The sequence below is a fragment of the Micromonospora aurantiaca ATCC 27029 genome, assembly GCF_000145235.1.
Lineage (GTDB): Bacteria > Actinomycetota > Actinomycetes > Mycobacteriales > Micromonosporaceae > Micromonospora > Micromonospora aurantiaca.
On record NC_014391.1, the window covers coordinates 1,212,142 to 1,230,508 of the forward strand.

At 71.0% G+C, this 18,367-nt stretch carries 12 protein-coding genes and 2 tRNA genes; 11 read left to right on the forward strand and 3 right to left on the reverse strand.

Annotated features, from left to right (window positions below; genetic code table 11):
- Positions 1-168 precede the first annotated feature (168 nt).
- The 3 genes from MICAU_RS05980 (at position 169) to MICAU_RS33625 (ending at position 3,573) form a co-directional block, all read left to right on the forward strand.
- Positions 169-1,836 (forward strand): copper resistance CopC/CopD family protein, encoded by a 1,668-nt coding sequence (locus tag MICAU_RS05980; RefSeq protein WP_013284396.1) that lies wholly within the window; start codon positions 169-171, stop codon positions 1,834-1,836.
- Positions 1,837-1,852: 16 nt separating this feature from the next.
- Entirely contained in the window at positions 1,853-2,584 is a 732-nt protein-coding gene (locus MICAU_RS05985) for a YcnI family copper-binding membrane protein (protein WP_013284397.1), read from the forward strand.
- A gap of 140 nt (positions 2,585-2,724) precedes the next feature.
- Positions 2,725-3,573, forward strand: coding sequence for a hypothetical protein (locus MICAU_RS33625; protein WP_013284398.1), 849 nt, complete (start codon positions 2,725-2,727; stop codon positions 3,571-3,573).
- Positions 3,574-3,675: 102 nt separating this feature from the next.
- Here the strand turns inward: MICAU_RS33625 and MICAU_RS05995 are convergent, their stop codons facing one another.
- On the reverse strand, positions 3,676-4,971 hold the full coding sequence (locus tag MICAU_RS05995; protein ID WP_013284399.1) for a glycosyltransferase 87 family protein: 1,296 nt from the start codon (positions 4,969-4,971) through the stop codon (positions 3,676-3,678).
- Between the two features lie 74 nt (positions 4,972-5,045).
- Here MICAU_RS05995 and orn point away from each other — a divergent pair, with 74 nt between their 5' ends.
- On the forward strand, positions 5,046-5,636 hold the full coding sequence (orn, locus tag MICAU_RS06000) for an oligoribonuclease (RefSeq protein ID WP_013284400.1): 591 nt from the start codon (positions 5,046-5,048) through the stop codon (positions 5,634-5,636).
- Positions 5,637-5,725: 89 nt separating this feature from the next.
- Positions 5,726-5,801: transfer RNA gene (locus MICAU_RS06005), tRNA-His, on the forward strand.
- 46 nt (positions 5,802-5,847) lie between these two features.
- Here the strand turns inward: MICAU_RS06005 and MICAU_RS06010 are convergent.
- Together MICAU_RS06010 and MICAU_RS06015 are read right to left on the reverse strand one after the other, a co-directional pair.
- Positions 5,848-7,143 (reverse strand): L,D-transpeptidase, encoded by a 1,296-nt coding sequence (locus tag MICAU_RS06010; protein WP_013284401.1) that lies wholly within the window; start codon positions 7,141-7,143, stop codon positions 5,848-5,850.
- Positions 7,144-7,305: 162 nt separating this feature from the next.
- Positions 7,306-8,583 carry a L,D-transpeptidase gene (locus MICAU_RS06015; RefSeq protein WP_013284402.1) on the reverse strand — a complete coding sequence of 426 codons (1,278 nt, stop codon included), beginning with the start codon at positions 8,581-8,583 and terminating at the stop codon, positions 7,306-7,308.
- A gap of 187 nt (positions 8,584-8,770) precedes the next feature.
- On the opposite strand from MICAU_RS06015, the gene MICAU_RS06020 reads away from it, so the two are divergent.
- The 6 genes from MICAU_RS06020 to MICAU_RS06045 all read left to right on the forward strand — a co-directional run bounded on the left by MICAU_RS06020 (position 8,771) and on the right by MICAU_RS06045 (position 18,359).
- Positions 8,771-8,846: transfer RNA gene (locus MICAU_RS06020), tRNA-Lys, on the forward strand.
- Positions 8,847-9,094: 248 nt separating this feature from the next.
- Complete coding sequence (locus MICAU_RS06025) at positions 9,095-9,349, forward strand: hypothetical protein (protein ID WP_013284403.1); 255 nt, start codon at positions 9,095-9,097, stop codon at positions 9,347-9,349.
- A gap of 84 nt (positions 9,350-9,433) precedes the next feature.
- A complete protein-coding gene (locus tag MICAU_RS06030) occupies positions 9,434-9,985 on the forward strand; it encodes a kinase (RefSeq protein ID WP_013284404.1) in 552 nt (183 codons plus the stop codon).
- A 47-nt stretch (positions 9,986-10,032) separates the two neighbouring features.
- A complete protein-coding gene (locus MICAU_RS06035; protein ID WP_013284405.1) occupies positions 10,033-10,890 on the forward strand; it encodes a MerR family transcriptional regulator in 858 nt (285 codons plus the stop codon).
- 696 nt (positions 10,891-11,586) lie between these two features.
- A complete protein-coding gene (locus MICAU_RS06040) occupies positions 11,587-14,781 on the forward strand; it encodes an FG-GAP repeat protein (RefSeq protein ID WP_013284406.1) in 3,195 nt (1,064 codons plus the stop codon).
- Between the two features lie 116 nt (positions 14,782-14,897).
- On the forward strand, positions 14,898-18,359 hold the full coding sequence (locus MICAU_RS06045) for a LamG domain-containing protein (RefSeq protein ID WP_174361767.1): 3,462 nt from the start codon (positions 14,898-14,900) through the stop codon (positions 18,357-18,359).
- Positions 18,360-18,367: the final 8 nt, after the last annotated feature.

Here is an 18,367-nt window from a genome sequence, read left to right on the forward strand (position 1 = left end):
CGTGGTCCCGCACACGCCGGGAACTTTTTCCGCCGGCCGTCCGACTACCCTCCCATGACCTCCGAGCAGGCCCGGCGTGGCGCGCGCCGCCGCACCGGGTGGGCGCTCGGTCACGCCTGCCGGAGACCGGCTCGCCGGACCCGCCCCGGTTCGGGAACCATTGCGGTCATGACTGCTGCCGTACGCCGCCCGTCCCGGGTCGTCGCCGCCCGCTCCGGGGCCGTCGCCGGGCTGCTGCTCCTGCTGGTCGCCCTGCTGCTCACACCGGCCACCCCGGCCGCCGCCCACGCGGTGCTGGTGAGCAGCAGCCCGGCCGCCTCCGCCGTGGTGCCCGAGGCGCCCGCGCAGGTGGTGATCACGTTCAGTGAGGGCGTCCGCAAGGTGCCCGGGAAGGTGCGGGTGATCGCCCCCGACGGCTCGCGGGCCGACCGGGGCGAGCCGACGTTCCAGGGCGCCGAGGTCACCATCCCGGTGGACCCGTCCGGCGGGCGCGGCACCTACCTGGTCAGCTACCGGGTCATCTCGGCCGACAGCCACCCGGTCTCCGGCGCCTTCACCTACTCCGTCGGCGCGCCGTCGGAGCCGCCCTCCGACAGCGGCTCGGACAACCGGGCGAACCCGGTCACCGAGAACGCGGTGAAGGTGGCGAAGTACGCCGGCTACACCGGCTTGCTGCTGCTCGTCGGCCCGGCGCTGGTGCTCGCTGCGCTCTGGCCGCGCCGGCTGTCCCGCCGGGGACCGGCACGGCTGGCCTGGACCGGGCTGGGCCTGCTGGCGGTGGCCACGGTGGCCGAGGTGTGGCTCCAGGTGCCGTACGTCAACGGCGGCGGCCTGTTCGACGTGACCGGGTCCGGCCTGGGTGACGTGCTGGGCAGCGCCTACGGCACCACCCACCTGGTCCGGCTGGGTCTGCTCGCCGCGGCGGCGTTCCTGCTCCGGCCGCTGTTCGCCGGCCCGATCGGCCGTACCGACGGGATCATCCTGGCGGTCCTCGGCGGCGCGGCGCTGTTCACCTGGCCGCTGGCCGGGCACGCGGCGGCCTCGCCCGCGCCCGCGGTGTCGGTGGTCGTGGACGCGGTCCATCTGGGCGGCATGGCCGTCTGGCTGGGCGGCCTGGTGATGCTCGCGGTGTTCCTGCTGCGCCGGGCCGACGAGCGCGAGCTGGACGCGATCCTGCCGATCTGGTCCCGCTGGGCCGCGCTCGCGGTGGCCGCGCTGCTGCTGGCCGGCACCGTGCAGGGCCTGATCGAGGTGGCCAGCATCCAGGCGCTGTTCGACACCACGTACGGCCGGCTCCTGCTCGCCAAGATCGTGCTGTTCGCGCTGGTGATCGGCGTGGCCGCGTACTCCCGGGCCCTGGTGCGGCGGCGGGTCGCCGCCGGGCGGCCGGGCGCGATGCGGCGGGCCGTGGTGGCCGAGCTGGTGATCACGGCGGTGGTGCTGGGCGTGTCGGCGACGCTCGTGCAGACCACCCCGGCGCGGACCGCCGCCGCGAACGTCGCGGGCGCCGAGCAGGGCTACTTCTCCACCACGCTGAGCAGCCCGATCTACTCGCTGGAGGTCCAGCTGGACCCGGCCGAGACCGGCAACAACTCGATGCACCTGTACGCCTACACCAAGGACAGCCGCCCCCAGCCGGTGCAGGAGTGGAAGGTCACCGCCGCGCTGCCGTCGGCCGGGATCGAGCCGATCACCGTCCCGCTGCTGCCGCTGAGCGACAACCACGCCACCGGCGAGGTCAACCTGCCGGCCCGGGGCGACTGGCAGTTGCGCATCACCGTCCGCACGACCGACATCGACCAGGCCACGGTGACCGCCACCGTGCCGATCAAGTAACGGAAGGTCCCATCTGATGATCCGTCTCCGGCGCCCCGCGACGATCGCCGCGCTGACCCTCACCGCCGTCGCCACGGCTGTGCTCGGCCTGGCCGGTCCGGCCTCGGCGCACGTCACGATCAACCCGGCCGAGGGTACGCAGGGCGGCTACGGCCGGTTCGCGTTCCGGGTGCCGAACGAGAGCGACACGGCGTCGACAGTCAAGGTCGAGGTGAACCTGCCGGAGAACGCGCCGGTCGGCTCGGTCTCCACCATGCCGGTGGCGGGCTGGACGGTGGCGGTGGAGAAGCGCAAGGTCGACCCGCCGATCGAGGTGCACGGCAGCCAGCTCACCGAGGCGGTCTCCAAGCTGACCTTCACGGCCGCGCCGAACGGCGGCGTGAAGCCGGGCGAGTTCCAGGAGTTCCCGGTGTCGATGGGCCCGCTGCCGCAGGCCGACACGATGGTGTTCAAGGTGCTCCAGACGTACTCCGACGGCAACGTCTCCCGGTGGATCGAGGAGCCGACGCCGGGCGCGGAGGAGCCGGAGAGCCCGGCGCCGGTGCTCAAGCTGGCCGCCTCGGCGCCCGCCTCGGCGGGCGCGAGTGCGCCGGCTGCCGCCGCGGCCGACGACGACGATGACGACGACGCCGGCTCCGGCGCGGCCGTCGCCCTCGGCGTGGCCGGCCTGGTCGCCGGACTGGGCGGCCTGGCCCTCGGCGGCCTGGCGTTCGCGCGTACCCGGCGGGAGCCCGCCGCGAAGTCCTGAACGTGAGCGACGCACCGGCCCGGCGGAACGATCCGCCGGGCCGGTCGCCGTCCCGGACGGGTGCCGCCGATATCCGGCGATCGGCCGACGCGCGTCGGTAAGGTCGGCCGGGTAGTTGGCTACCGAGAGGGACGACGCGAATGCGTTTCGTACGCACGATCGCCGGCATGGTGCTGCTGGCGTTGGGGATTCCGGCGCTGCTGGCGGGCGGAGGTCTCTGGCTCGCCGCCCGGCACGCCGGCCCGGACGGCGGCTTCGACGCCCGGTTCGAGCCGGTCCGCACGCACGCCCGCGCGGTGCTGGTGACCGACGTGGACGCGTTGCTGCGCGCCGACCTGCCGCTGGCGCGCACCGGGCAGGCCCGGCTGCACCTGACCGCGCGGGACGACGACGGCCCGGTCTTCCTCGGCCTCGCCCCGACCGACCAGGTGCGAGGGTGGCTGGCCGACGTCCCGCACAGCACCGTGCGCCGCGTGGCGGTCACCCGGGGCCCGCTGCCGGTCGACCTGGACCCGGCCACCGCCGGCACCGGCACCGCTGTGCCGATGACTCAGCCCTTCTGGGTACGCGAGGGCGTCGGCTCCCTGGAGTGGAGCCCGGCGGAGCTGTCCGGCCGGTCGCTGAGCCTGGTCGTCATGCGCGTGGACGGCGCGGACGGGCTCGACCTGCGGATGCGTGCCGAGTTGCGGGCCGGGTGGTTCCCCGGGCTGGCGTGGGCGCTGCTGGCCGGCGGGACGCTGCTGGTAATCCTCGCCGTGGTGGTGCTGCTGCGCCCGCTGCGGCCGCGTGAGGTGGTCTTCGTGGTCGAGCCGGACCAGGTGCCGGTGCTGGCCGGGCGTCTCGGCGTCACCTCGCTGAGCGGGCTGGGCCGCCAGCCGGGCCCGGCGTCGCGACCCGAGCGGCACCTGGTGGCAGTGGGCTCCGGGCCCGGTGGGCGGACCCGCGCGGCGATCGCGCCGCCCAGCCGGTGCCCCGACGGCCGGGACTGACGACGAGAACCCGAACGGCCCTCCGCGCTGCCGACGCGGAGGGCCGTTCTTCACCGGGGGATCGGTGCTACCTGGGAGAAAACTGAGGTAGTTGATACCAGATTAGCGCTGATCGCCATTTGTTGCGAGGTGTGTCCGTTCAGTCCGGGTCATCGGTTTCTCGTCCGCGTGCCGACGGATCGGCAGCGCCGCGAGCACCAGCAGGCTCAGCAGGACGTACATGTTGCGGACCACGAAGTCGACCGGGTCGTCCGTGTGCACGATGGCGGTGCCCCAGTCCTGGAACGTCACCAACCCGTACACGATCGGCAGGCCGACGACGGCGGCCAGCGCGAAGAGGCCGCCGCGACGGCGGGCCCCGGCGGGCGTCGCCGGATCGGCGTCCAGTGCCGCGTCGACGAGCACCACCACCGCGGGAATGAACCAGTACAGGTGGTGGATCCAGGTGATCGGGCTGACCAGCCCGCCCACCAGCCCGGTCAGGGTGAGACCCACCAGCGCGTCCCCCGCGCGGGCCGCGCGCGCCGCCCGCCACAGGCCGAACGCGGCCACCGCCAGCGCGAGCAGCAGCCACAGCAGCCGGTCCGGCTCGGTCGGCGCGGTCAGGCGGCTGAGCAGCCCGAACAGCGACTGGTTGCCGGTGTAGTCGGGGCGGCCCACCCGGTCGGTCACCCACAGCTCGTGGGTCCAGAAGCGCCACGAGTCGCCCGGCGCGACCGCCGCCGCCAGCAGTGTGGCCACCGCCGCTGTCACCGCCGCCACGGCCGCCGCCCGCCACTTCCGGGCGGCGAGCAGGTAGACCACGAAGATGCCGGGAAAGAGCTTGAGCGCCGCCGCCAGTCCCACGCCCACACCGGCCCAGCGCCGGCCCTGCGGTACGGCGAACAGCAGGTCGCCGAGGATCAGCACCACGAGCAGCATGTTGATCTGCCCGAGCGTGATCGTCTCCCGGGTGCTCTCCACCGCCAGCACCAGCAGCACGGCGACGGTGAGGCCGAACCCCCGCGGCAGGTCGTGCCGCCGCAGCACCGGCAGTACCAGCCAGCGCGTGGTCACCACCACCGCGGCCACTGTCAGCACCGCGAAGGCCGCGATGGCCACCCCGAGCCGCAGATACCCGAACGGCGCCAGGAGCAGCGCCGCGAACGGCGGATAGGTGAAGTAGAGCGCCCCCTGCACCCGGTCCGGCTGGACGTAGTCGTAGAGCGGGTGCCCGGCCGCCCACCAGTCCATCGCCGACATGTAGATCTTCTGGTCGTAGTAGTCGTGCCGCAGGTTGCGCAGGTAGGGCGCCGGCATGATCGCGATCAGCGCCAGCACCACGACCACCCGGCGGGCCGTACGCCCGCCCGCGTCGTCACGGGGGACGGCGGGTGGGGCGACGGGTTCGGCTGGCACGCAGGAAACCCTAGCGGTCCACCTCGGCCGCCGGGCCGAGGCGCGGGCGCGTCGGCGGCGCGTAGTCTGTTCCGGTGGCTGATCTTCTCGTCTGGATCGACTGTGAGATGACCGGGCTCGACCTGCGGCGGGACGCCCTGATCGAGGTCGCCGCGCTCGTCACCGATCCCGACCTCAACGTGCTCGGTGACGGCGTGGACGTGGTGATCCACGCCGACGACGAGGCGCTCGACGGCATGCCGGAGATCGTGCGGACCATGCACGCCAAGTCCGGCCTCACCGAGGAGGTACGCCTCTCCACGGTGACGCTGGCCGAGGCCGAGGACATGGTGCTCGACTACGTGACCAGCTACGTGAAGGACCCGCGTACGGCCCCGCTGTGCGGCAACTCGATCGCCACCGACAGGGGTTTCCTGGCCCGCGACATGACCCGGCTCGACGCGCACCTGCACTACCGGATGATCGACGTGTCCTCGATCAAGGAGCTGTGCCGGCGCTGGTACCCGCGGGTGTACTTCGGGCAGCCGCAGAAGGGCCTGGCCCACCGGGCGCTCGCCGACATCCGGGAGAGCATCCGCGAGCTGGAGTACTACCGGCGGACCGTGTTCGTGCCGCTGCCGGGGCCGGACGTCGAGGCCGCGAAGGCGATCGCCGCCCAGCTCTGACGCCCCGGCCGAACCCGGTGGACGGGGTCGGCCGGAGTGTGGCTATGATTAGTCCGCGCACCGCCCGGGCGACCGGAGCGGCGAGCATGGTGGCTGTAGCTCAGTTGGCAGAGCACCGGGTTGTGGTCCCGGTTGTCGTGGGTTCAATTCCCATCAGTCACCCCAACACGAAGCCCCCTCCTCCGGGAGGGGGCTTCGTCGTATGAGTGGGTCAGGGGGTGGGCTCGACGCTCGGCGTACCGGCGTCCGGCGTGGTGTCGTCCGACGGCGGCTCGTACGGCAGGGCGCTGCCCTTGACGTACTCGTCCCAGCTCATGTTCCAGTCGGTCCAGCCGTTGCCGTTCTGGAGCTTGCGCTCGGTGCCCTTGACGGTGATCGGGTCACCGATGCGGGTGTTGGCGAACAGCCAGTTGCCTTCCTTCATCGAGACGTTGACGCAGCCGTGCGACACGTTCGTGCGGCCCTGCACGCCCTCGGACCAGGGCGCGGCGTGGATGAACTCGCCGCCCCAGGTGAGCCGCTGGGCGTAGTCGATCTCGGTGCGGTAGCCCTCCTCCGGGCCCAGCTCCTCCAGGGTGTCGAAGACCGTGTGCCGGAGCTTCTCGATCACCACCATGGTGCCGCTGGAGGAGGGGGTGCTCTTCTTGCCCAGGCTCACCGGGATGGTCTTGACCACCTTGCCGTCGCGGGTGACAGTCATCCGCTTGGTGCGGTTGTCGACTGTCATCACGAACGACGGGCCGATCTTGACGTCGACGCTGAGGTCGGCTCGGCCGTACCAGCCGCCGCCCAGCGGCAGCCCGCCCGCCTGCACCTTGTAGCTGACCGTGCTGTTGGCCTTCCAGAACGTCTTGGGCCGGTAGCGCACCTCGGTCGGGCTCACCCAGTGCCAGATGCCCTCCTGGGCGGGCTTCGAGGTGACAGTCATCCGGCGCTGGATGTCGTCGCGGTAGTCCTCCGGGATGGCCCGGCCGAACTTCACGATCAGCGGCATGCCCACGCCCACGACCTGGTTGTCGCCCAGGAAGCTGGTGACCCGGATCTGCTTGGCCGGCTTCGCCATCGTGGTGAACGTGCTGGTCGCGGTGGCGGGCTTGCCGTCGTCGCCGGTCGCGGTGACGGTCGCCGTGTACGTCTGCCCGTACTCCAGGGCCGAGGACGGCAGCCAGCTCGCGCCGTCCGCCGCGAGCGTGCCGTCGACGACCTTGCCGGCGGCGTCCTTCAGCTCGACTGTGGTCTCCTGCGCCTCCTTCGTGGTGAAGGTGATGGCGGTGGACGCGGGCACGTCCTTGGCGTCGGCGGCGGGCTCGCTGATGGTGGCCGCCGCCTTCGGGGCCTTCTCGCCCTCGTCGCCGCCGCCCTGCCAGCTCGACGGCTTGTCGCCGCCGCCGCTGGTGCAGGCGGTCAGGGCCATCGCGGCGGCGAGCAGCCCGGCCGCCAGCGCACGGCGGCGGCCGACGCGTCGGGCGCTCGCGCCCCGGATCGGTTCGTCCTGGCCAGCTCGCATGAGTCCCTCACAAAGTGATGCCGTGCCCCGTCGTCTCTGGTCAGACGCGCCGGAGCGGGTACGCGTTGCCGGACGTGAAACGGAACACCCTGCGCGGGTGTAACGATTCCGCCGTCGTCCGGCGCTTTGTCGGAGGTGGCATGTCCGACCACGTTACGCCGGTCAGAACGGCGCCGGCTGCCCGCCCTGCGGAACCGGCAGCGCGCTGCCGGCGACGAACTGCGACCAGCTCATGCTCCACGCCGTCCAGCCGTTACCAGGGGCCAGGCGGCGTTCGGTGCCCTTCACCGTGATCGGGTCGCCCACCATCGTCTTGCCGAACAGCCACCGGCCGTTGGCCATCGACACGTTGACGCAGCCGTGCGAGACGTTGCGGCGCCCCTGCACGCCCTCGGACCACGGAGCGGCGTGGATGTACTCGCCACCCCAGGTGATCCGCTGGGCGAAGTCGATCTCCGTGACGTAGCGGTTGGCCGGGTCGGGCTCGCTGCGGGTGTCGAAGACGGTGGACTCCTTCTTCTCCATCACCACCATCGTGCCGCTGGAGGAGGGGGTGCTCTTCTTGCCCAGGCTGACCGGCAGCGTACGGATGACAGTGCCGTTCTCGGAGACCGTCATCTGCTTGGTCGCGTTGTCCACGGTCATCTCGAACGCGCGGCCGATCTCGGCGGTGGCGCTGCGGTCGATGTTGCCGTAGCGGCCGTTGCTCAGCGGGATCCCGGCCAGCGCCAGCCGGACCGTGATCGTGGTGCCGGTCTTCCAGTACTCCGGGGCCCGGTAGTACGCCTGGGTGCCGTTGTCGACCCAGTGCCAGGCGCCGGGCTGCGGCGGGTCGGTCTGCACGAACATCCGCTTCTGCACCGCCGCCCGGTCCTTCTTCGGGATGCCCGGGGAGAACTCGGCGACCACGGGCATGGCCACCCCGTACGTCTTGCCGCTGAACATGTAGAGGCCGGAGCCGATCATCGACTTGGGCTTGGCCATCGTGGTGAACGTGCTGGTGCCCTGGTAGGTCCGGCCGTCCTTGCCGGCGCCGGTGACCGTGGCGGTGTACTTGGTGCCGTACTTCAGCGCGGCCGACGGCACCCAGCTGGAGCCGTCGCGCCGCATCCGCCCGGCGACGCTGGCGCCGTCGGCGGTGGCGAGCGCCACCTTCGACACGGTGCCGCCGCCGGGGATGCGGGCGCTGATCTCGGTGCTGACCGGCCGGCCGCTCGCGCCGTCGGCCGGGCTCACCGTCAGCGGCGGCGCGGCGGCGCTGTCGCTGGGTGCGACGCTCGGGTCGGGCGCGGAGGACGAGACGCCGCCGACCTGCTGCTGGCCGGGCACGAACTCCGGCTTCTTCCCCTCGTCGCCGCCGCTGCCGCACCCGGTCAGTGCCAGCGACGCCGTCAGGACCAGGGCGCCCACCGTCGCCCCGGCCCGCGCGAACCTGCCCATGCCCACCCCTGTCCTCGCGTGCCTGGCGGACATCGTGCCGTATCGACGCTCCCGCGCCCGCCCCCGCGCCGGATCAGGTGACCGTTTTGGCCGCTTTCGCCGGTTAAGCTCGTCCGAAGGGTGGACCCCGGTATCGGATTGGAACCCGCCTCGGCGGGCGTGCTAATCTTCTTCCCGTTGTCAGCGAGCGCCGCTAGCTCAACTGGCAGAGCAGCGGACTCTTAATCCGCGGGTTCGGGGTTCGAGTCCCTGGCGGCGCACCAACGAGCAAGGCCCTGACCAGGCGTTCACGCCGGCCGGGGCCTTTTTCGCGTACGGTGCCCCGGTGCGCGCCGGGGTGGCCGCCCGTGGGTGGGACGCCACGTGCGTCACACCGGCCGCAGGGCACCCATGACGTTCCACCGAGGCGCGGTCCGCCCGTCGGCGCCGCTTGTGCGGTCGCCCTAATCTGATCATGATCGTAACGGCCACGATGGATGGTCGGGTGACGACGATCAGGACGGGAGAAGACATGAAAGCCTTCGGACGGCCGCGGATCCGCAGCCTCGTCGCCGCCACCTCGGTCGTGGGCGCCTTGGTGCTCGGTCTGGGTGCGCCCGCGTACGCGGACTACTCGAGCCCGACCTACTCGACGTTGAAGGCCTGCAACGAGGCCCGGCCCAAGTACCAGTCGTCGTGGACGAAGCCGCAGGCGTGCCGTCCCATGTACAACTGGGACGGCACGAAGGTGATCGGTTACGCGTTCCTGGTGAAGACCCAGGGCTAGTGCGGTCGCCCGCCGGGCTGCCAGGAGCGGCACCGGCGGGCGTCCACCCGCCTTCGGCATCGCTCCTCGCGTCAGGGAGGGACAGTGCGCGCCGTACCCGCCGGCAGCTCGGACACGATCCTCGTCTGCATTCGGGGCAACTCCGGCTCGGGCAAGAGCAGCATCGCCCGGGAGCTGCGACGCCGGCACGGCCGGGGCTGCGCCCTCGTCGAACAGGACTACCTGCGTCGCATCGTCCTGCGCGAACGGGACAAGCCCGGCGGCGTGGCGCCCGCCCTGATCGAGCAGACCGTCCGGTTCGCCCTCGACCGCGGCTACCACGTGGTCCTGGAAGGCATCCTGTACACCGGCCGCTACCGCGACGTGCTGACCTCGCTGCGGGACGGTCACCGGGGGCGGTCGCTGTTCTGCTACCTCGACGTGTCGCTGGCCGAGACGCTGCGCCGGCATCTGACCCGCCCGCAGGCCGCTGACTTCACCGCCGCGCAGATGAGCGGCTGGTACGCCGCGCACGACGTCCTGGGCTGGCCCGGCGAACTCGTCCTCCCGGAGAGCGCCGGTCTGGACCAGGCCGTGGAGGCGATCGCGGCTGCCTCCGGACTGCCTCAGGACGGGTGCGACGACGACAGGCGCTAGCCGGCGTCATTTGCCCTTCCGGTTACTGCAAGGGGCAGTCTGGGGTCATGTTGTCGATCAGCGAGTTCAGCCAGATGTGCCACCTGTCCCCGCAGGCGCTGCGCTTCTACCACGCCGAGGGGCTGCTCGTGCCCGCCGGGATCGACGACCGGACCGGCCACCGCTCGTACGCCTTCGACCAGGTGGAACGGGCCATGCTGATCACCTTGCTGCGGGACACCGGGATGAGCGTCAAGCTGGTCCGGCGCGCCCTCGACGAACCGGACCAGGCGGTCGCCCTGCTCGACCGGCACAGCGACGAGGTCAGCCGGCAACGGCAAGCTCAGGCCGACGCCATCGCGGCGGCCCGCGCCGTCTTCGAGGCGCAGCCCGAACCGCGGTTGCGGCACGTGCCGGCCACGACTGTGGTGGCGCGGCTCGTGCCCGGCACACCGCTGGGCCGGGACGCGCAGGAGTGGGACCGGGCCGATGAGATCATCACGGCGGCGGCGGCCGACCTGGTCACCACCGTGCGGCAGGCCGGCGTCACCTGCCGGGGTGAGCCGTGGCGGACGCTGGCACTGGAGACGCCGGAGCAGGACCGGCGCGTACTCGACGGCACCGGGCCGTTCTGGACGGTCAAGGTCGCTGTGGATGGCACCCCGGAGGCACTGCCGTCCCTGCCCGCCGGCCTGATCGTGCAGACGCCCGACGCCCACGACGAGCTGTCCATCTTCATGCCGGGCCGCAACACGATGGCCAAGTACTGCACTGTGGTCCTGCGCCTGCTCGACGCCGCCCCTGTCGACGGCGACCGGTTCGTGAACCTGGCGCGTCTGCGTCAGGAGGTCCGCCCCGACGGCGTGCTGAGCAGCGCGCCCGTCGAACGCCGGCCGGGGTCACCCACGGAGGACCTTGAGCGCTGAACCCGCCCGCAGCCCGGATGTCAGAAGGTCGGCCAACCCTGACGAAATCGGTGCTCCAGTGCTTTCGACTGGTAATCGTCTTCGCCGATTGCCTCGCTCGCGTCGCGCATGATGATCACCGACGCGTCACTCCGCGGACGAGGGTGATCCCGACGCCCGAATGAGGCGAATATCGGTCGGTGTTCTGACGACACGAATCGGTTTTCCGTTGTCGCTGTTCGGTGCTCCGTGCTGGACCGATGACCTGCCCGAGCGGCTGGCGTGATGCCGCCCGCCGCCATTTCGGTGCGTCCATGAGTCTGATTGGTCCGGCACTGTCTCCCGATGGGCGAGTGCCGCATCGGCTGATTGTTCGATCAATGGCAACTACGCCGTGTCATATTCGAAGATAACGATGCGTGAAAGTAGTTCGCAATGGTGACGCGGCCCGCATGGCGTCAGTTGACTGCGGCAACCATCTACTGATCTGCGGTTTTGAAGATCGACCCGACCGCCTGACGCCACCACGCGTGGGTGCGGCAGTCGCCGAACTCTCCAATGTGGAGGACGCAATCGGCTACCGAGCGTGTTGATCGATCGATGGGATGTCCAGTTCGCCGTGATCCGTCCTGACAGAACGTGTCCGACCTTGTGCGCTGAGGCAGGACGCCCTTAGAGTCCCGCTCGCACAACTGGAAAGCACACGGGGGAGGGTTTGTGGCACGTCGAGTGACGGCCACTGTCCGTTCGTGCCTGGCTGCGGGCGTCGCCGTACTGACGGCGGCCGCGTTGGCGGGCGTACCGGGAGAACCGGCGGAGTTTCTCGCCGCTGGACCGGACGGCGTGACAGGTGGCGTGGAGAGCCGGACCGATGAGGCGGTGTCCCTTCGGACCGCCCGCGAGTCCGGCAAGCCGGTGCAGGTCAAGAGCCTCACGTCGGAGACCACCGAGGTCTTCGCCCTACCGGACGGTCAGTTCCGGGCCGAGCTTTCGGTCGGCGCGAGCCGGATCCGGCGCGGTGACCAGTGGGTTCCGGTCGATCTGACCCTGAGCAAGGGCGCGGACGGGCGGATTGCCGCCGTCGCCCACCCGTTCGATCTGGTCGTCTCCGGCGCGCAACCGAGCGGGACGCAGGAGCTGGCAGTCCTCGGCCAGGGAGCCGACCGGCTCGCGGTCGGCTGGGCCGGTCGGCTGCCCGAGCCGAAGCTGGACGGCGGACGGGCCACCTATGTCGACACGCTGCCCGGGGTGGACCTGATCGTCGAAGCGACCCGCGCCGGGATGGAGGCGTTCTTCGTCGTCAAGGACCGCAGCGCCGTGAAGCAGGTCGCCCGACTCACGCTGCCGATCACCGGGCCGAACGCCGCCCGGGCGGTCCGCGACGCCGGCGGCAACACCGCCATCCAGGACACCGCCGGCCGGGTGGTTGCGCGCACTCCCGCACTGCGAATGTGGGACGCGCGGGTCGACGCGCTCGGCAATCCCACCGCCGAGACGGCGGTTGCATCCACGATCGCCCCTGCCGCCGGGGCCCGTGGAACCGGCCGGCTCGACCTGACGCTGACCCCGGACATGCGCTGGCTGACCGACTCCGAGCGGGAGTATCCGATCGTCATCGACCCGACGATCAACCCGCTGTACACCACCTTCGACACGTTCATCCAGGCCGGCGACACGGTCAACCGGGGCGGCACCGACGACCTCCGGCTCGGTCGGCTCGGTCCGACCGGGCCCGTCACCCGGTCCTTGCTGCGCTGGGACACCGCGGCCCTCGTCGGCAAGCAGATCACCTCTGCCACCGTCTCGTTCTGGAACTGGTGGTCGCCCCTGTGCGAGGGCCGGTCGTGGGAGCTCTGGACCGTGGGGACCGTGGCCGACGACATGATCTGGGATACCCAGCCGGCATGGAACAACCAGGAGGCGACCACCCTGGCGACTGCCGGCTACGACGCCAGTTGCAACGACGCCTGGGTCGGGATCAGCGGTACCAAGTTCTTCCAGCGCGCGGCGAACGCCGGTGACACCCGCGCCGACATGGGCCTACGGGCCACCGACGAAACCGATTCGAAGTCCTTCAAGCAGTTCCGCTCCCGCAACGCGACCGCCAGTGCCGAGGTGCCCAAGGCCAGCGTCACCTACAACTCGTGGCCGACCGTGACGGCCCGGTCGACCGTCCCTGCCACCACGTGCGCGACCGGGTCGGGTCGTCCGCTCGTCAACACCCTCACGCCGCAGCTCAAAGCAACAGTCACCGATGGTGACGGCACCGCGATGACTGTCACCTTCGAGTGGTGGGCGATGAACGCCGACGGGCCGATCGGTGCGGCGAGCCTCAGCGGCGTCGCCTCCGGGGCTACCGCCGCCGCGACCGTGCCGGCCGGGGCCTTCGTCGACGGCGGCATCTACCGCTGGCGGGTGAAGGCCGCGGACGGGGTCAGCGGCAGCGACATCTGGTCGTCGTTCTGTGAGATGCAGGTGTACACCACGGCCACTCCGGTCACCGGTTGCACCGGCGGAACGGACAGCGACTTCAACGGCGACGGCGTCGCCGACATCGCGATCGCCGACCCGGAGGCCACTGTCAACGGCCAGATCCGTGCCGGCCGCATCAACGTCACGTACGGCGGCGGCACGACGGTGCACACCCTGCACGAGGGTGGGGCCAACATGCCCGGTGCAGCCGAGGCGGGTGACCGCTTCGGCACGTCGATCGCCGCGTACGACGCCAACAACGACGGGTGCACCGACCTGGCGGTCGGCGTGCCGAACCAGGCCGTCAGCGGCCAGGCCCAGGCCGGTGTCGTGTACGTACTGCTCGGATCACCCGCCGGCCTCGCGCAGGGCCCGCCCGCCGTCTCGTACCACCAGGACAGCGCCAACGTCCCCGACGCGGCCGAGGCGTACGACTGGTTCGGCTACGCCGTGGCCGGCAGCCGGACGGCCAGCGGTGAGCCGTACCTCGTCATCGGCGCGCCCGGTGAAGGGCTGGCCAACCCGGTCACCGGGATCGTGCATTACATGCGCGGCACCGTGAACGTGGCGATGTCCCAGGGCAGCGGCATCCCGGGCGCGGCCGAGATCGACGACCGGACGGGCTATGCGGTGGCCGCCTCCACCCACCACTGGGCGGTCGGTTCCCCGGGCGAGGCGATCGGCACCGAGGCCTTCGCCGGAGCGGTGAACGTCTTCAGCCACACGCTGAGCAACGGGCTGCCGACCCTCGCCGCCGGCCTGGAGCAGAACGTCGCCAACGTCTCGAACGACGCCGAGGCCAACGACAACTTCGGCAAGTCGATCTCGATCGCGCCGTACCGTCCCGTCGGTGCTCCCGCCGGCCAGGCCGACTCGCTGGTCGTTGTCGGTGTGCCGGGTGAGGACCTGGTCGTCGCGGCCACCAACACCCCGGCGCCGGACGCCGGGCTGGTGCACCGGTTCCACGTCACGGCCGCGAACACCTTCACCGAACTGCCCGCGATCACGTACGCCTCGGAGGACGGCGACTACCTCGGCGAGAAGGTCGTGGTGGTGAACACCGCGCCGGGCAGCGAGGGCACCAACGCGACGATGTTCGTCGCGATCGGCGTGCCGGGTGAGGACGCGGGCACGTCGGTGGCCGACTCCGGACGGGTACGTGTCTTCCCGGCGCTGGCCAATCCGATCGGCACCCCGACCACGCTGCACCGGGAATCGGGCGGCATGCCGGGGACGGCCGGCGCCCAGGAGCTGGTCGGCACCTCGCTCTCGGCCACCTCGCAGCGGCTCTATGTCGGCACCCCCTACGGTGCCGACGCCGTCTACGGGTTCACCTGGTCCGACCTGAGCGCGGGCAACACGGTTCCGAGCGTCACCTGGCAGCCGGGACAGGGCGGTCTCCCCACCGGGCACAGCGCGTTCGGGGCGGCGATCAGCTGATGAAGACCATCGACATGAGCAGTTATCCAGCGGGGGAGGACCAGAGGGTGGCCCGTCGTACGAGAAAACGGGGCCGGGTGTTCACGCTCGGCCTCACGCTCGGCCTCGCCGGCCTGATGTCCACTGCGGTGTTCGTCCAGCCGCCGGAGCCGGCGCCGCGCACCGCCGCGGCCTCGGAGGACCTCGTCCGGGACACCGAGGTCGAGGCGCTGGTGGCCGCCAGGGCACTCAACCAGCCGGTCGAGGTGCTGGCGCACCGCACGGAGTACCGCGACGTCTTCGCGCAGCCGGACGGCACGCTCATCGCCAACGGCCACACGCAGCCGGTGCGGGTCACCCAGGGGGACGCCTGGGTGCCCGCGGACTCGACCCTTGTGGTTCAGCCCGACGGCTCGTACGCCCCGGCGGCCGCGCTGCTCGGCATGCAGCTCTCCCAGGGCGGCACCGCACCGCTGATGGTGGTCACCCGGGACCAGAAGAGCATGACCCTGACCTGGCCGCACGGGCCGCTTCCCGCTCCCGTGATCGAGGAGAGCAAGGCGACCTACCCGAACGTGTTCCAGGATGTCGACCTGGTCACGAACGTCACCGTCGAGGGCTTCTCGCACGTACTGGTGGTCAAGACGCCGGAGGCGGCCGATCTGCCGGAGCTCCAGAATCTCCGGCTCGGGGTCGCCGCGGTGGGTCTGACCATCGAGGAGACGGCCGAGGGTGGCGTGGTCGCCCTGGACCCGGTCACCGACAACCCGGTCCTGGAGGCGGACGCGCCGACCATGTGGGACAGCGGAAGCCAGGAGGGGGGCGATGCGGCCGCGGCGCGGTCGCTGGACACCTCGTCGACCGACCCGGGCGCGGCCTCGGCCGAGGGACCGGGCGACACGTCGGAGGTGGCTCCGGTCGGCCTCGACTACTCGGACAACACCCTCACCCTCACCCCGGACCGGTCCATGCTGACCGATCCGGAGGCCTCGTTCCCGCTGTACATCGACCCGGTCTGGCAGAGCAGCACCAACAGCGCCTGGGCGATGGTGGACAGCGGCTATCCCAACGAGGAGTACTGGAAGTTCGACGGCAAGCGGCACGAACGGATCGGCCTCTGCCCCAGTTCCTGTAACAACTCGAAGGTCAAGCGCCTGTTCTACCGGCTCGCCACGCCGTACTCGGGCAAGACGATCCTGGAGGCCACCTTCCGGGTCACCCTGCAGCACGTCTACAACTCGACCGCCCGGGCGGCGGCGCTCTACCTGATGCCGGCCGGGATCACCTCCTCCACCAACTGGAGCAACCAGCCCGGCGGCTCGGGCTGGTCCGGAGCGACGCACCTCGCCACCAGCTCACCGACCAAGACGCAGGCCACCTGTACCTCCACCAACCAGAACACGGAGTGGAACGCGAAGGCCGCGGTGCAGCAGGCGGTGACCAAGGGCTGGAGCAACGTGACCCTCGGCCTGCGGTCGGTCAGTGAGAGCGACTCGACGCACACCAAGCGGTTCTGCGACAACGGCGTCCTCTCGGTCCGCTACAACCGGGCGCCGGTGATCGCCAACCTCAACGAATTCACCATGTCCCCCGGCGGGCAGTGTGTCTACGGCTCCGGCGCGCCCTACGTGGACGTGCCGCCGCGGCTGAACGCGGTGCTGCGGGACCCGGACCACTCCTCGGCCCACACCGAGCAGATCAAGGCCGAGTTCAAGGTGACCTGGACGCCGGCCGGCGGGACGCTGCAGACGCGCTCGTACACCACTCCGCTGAAGGCCAGCGGATCGGTCTTCTCGTACACGGTCCCGAGTGACATCGCGCAGAACGTCCCCATCTCCTGGGAGGTACGGGCCAGCGACAACACCAGCTGGGGTCCGTGGAGCAGTGAGGGCTCGCGCAACGTCTGTCAGTTCCTCTACGACAAGACCAGCCCCAGCGCGCCCGACGTCGACTCCGCGGTGTACCTGCCGCAGGACGCGGCCGACAACGGGACGGCGAGCGCGTCGAACTGCATCGAGAGCGACGAGTGGCTGGGTTCGATCGGTGTACCCGGCAACTTCGTCTTCGACTCCGCCGCCACGGACGTGGTGGAGTACCGGTACGGCTTCAACACCAACCCGGCGCCGGGCGTGAACGTGCTTCGGCCCACCACCGACGGCGGGCCGGTCACCCTGCCGAACTGGTACCCGGACAAGGAGGGCCCGCGGACGATCAACGTCCAGGCCGTCGACCGGGCCGGCCGGTCGAGCAGCATCGCCTCGTGCACGTTCCGGGTGGGCAAGCGACCGCCGACCGCCCAGTGGTCGCTCGGCGAGGTCGCGGGCGAGGACGGTGCCGGCGACGGGCTCGGTGACAACGACGCGACGGCCGGAAGCGGCGTCACGTTCGGGGTCGAGGGTCCGGGTGGGACGTCCGACACGGCCGCCCGGTTCGACGGGACGGCCGACGCCCACCTCACGACCAGCAAGCCGGTCCTGACCGACACGTCGGCGAGCTTCGCCGTGACCGGCTGGTTCAAGATCGACGATGCCGGCCGCCGGCAGGTGGCGGTCAGCCAGGACGGCACCGGTGAGCCCGGGTTCGCGCTGGGGGTCGAGGGGGGAACCTGGTTCTTCCGGATGCCGGTCAACGACGTCAACTCACTGGGCCGCTGGCAGGTGGACGGTGCGGCGGCCACCACGGGTTGGACGTACGTGTCCGCCATCTTCGACGGTGCGAAGAAGGAGATGTCGCTCCAGGTCGGGAACAACGCCCCGCGCGTCGCCCAGCGCAGGTCGCTGACCAAGTCGCGCGGTCCGCTCCAGATCGGCCGTGTGCTCACCAAGAGCGGTTACGCCGACAACTGGGGAGGGGCGATGGCGGACGTCTCGGTCTTCGACCGGCTGATCATCGCCGACGAGGTCACCGGTCTGCAGAAGACCGCCCCGAGCCGTAAGGCGTACTGGCGGTTGAACGCGGAGACCAGCAAGGTCAGCCCCGAGGAGCGCGGTGGAGCGGGACTCACCCTGGGCACCGGTGCGACCATCTTCAAGCACCCGGTCCTGTCCCTGCTCGGCGGTGGTCACCTCGCGCTGACCGGTAACGCGGACAGCTATGCCAGCACATCGACCAACGCGGACATGGCGGGCAGTTTCTCGATCAGCGCCCGGGTCAAGCTGACCAGCAACTGTGCCGGTACCCCGATGACCGTCTTCTCGCAGAAGGGCACCAACGGCAGCTCGGTCGTCGTTCGCTGCAACAACGCCGGGCAATGGGAGCTGGCGATGGCGAGCACCGACACGGTGGCGCCGGAGTGGACCACGAAGGCCACCGACGAGGCGCCGAAGCTGGTCGGCAAGGGTGACCATCTGACCCTCGTCTACAACGGCTACGCCCGCGAAGTGACCCTGTACGTCAACGGGTCATTCACCGAGGCGATCCAGCTGGTGTCGCCGTTCGTCGCCACCGGCGGGGTGCAACTGGGTCGCGCCTGGCTCGACGGCGCCTTCAAGGAGCACCTGTCCGGCGCCGTCGACGACGTCCGGGTCTACGACGGTGTCGCCGACAAGGTCCTGATCGAGAAGCTCAACGTCCAGGTCCGCGAACAACTCTCGCTCTGACGTGACAG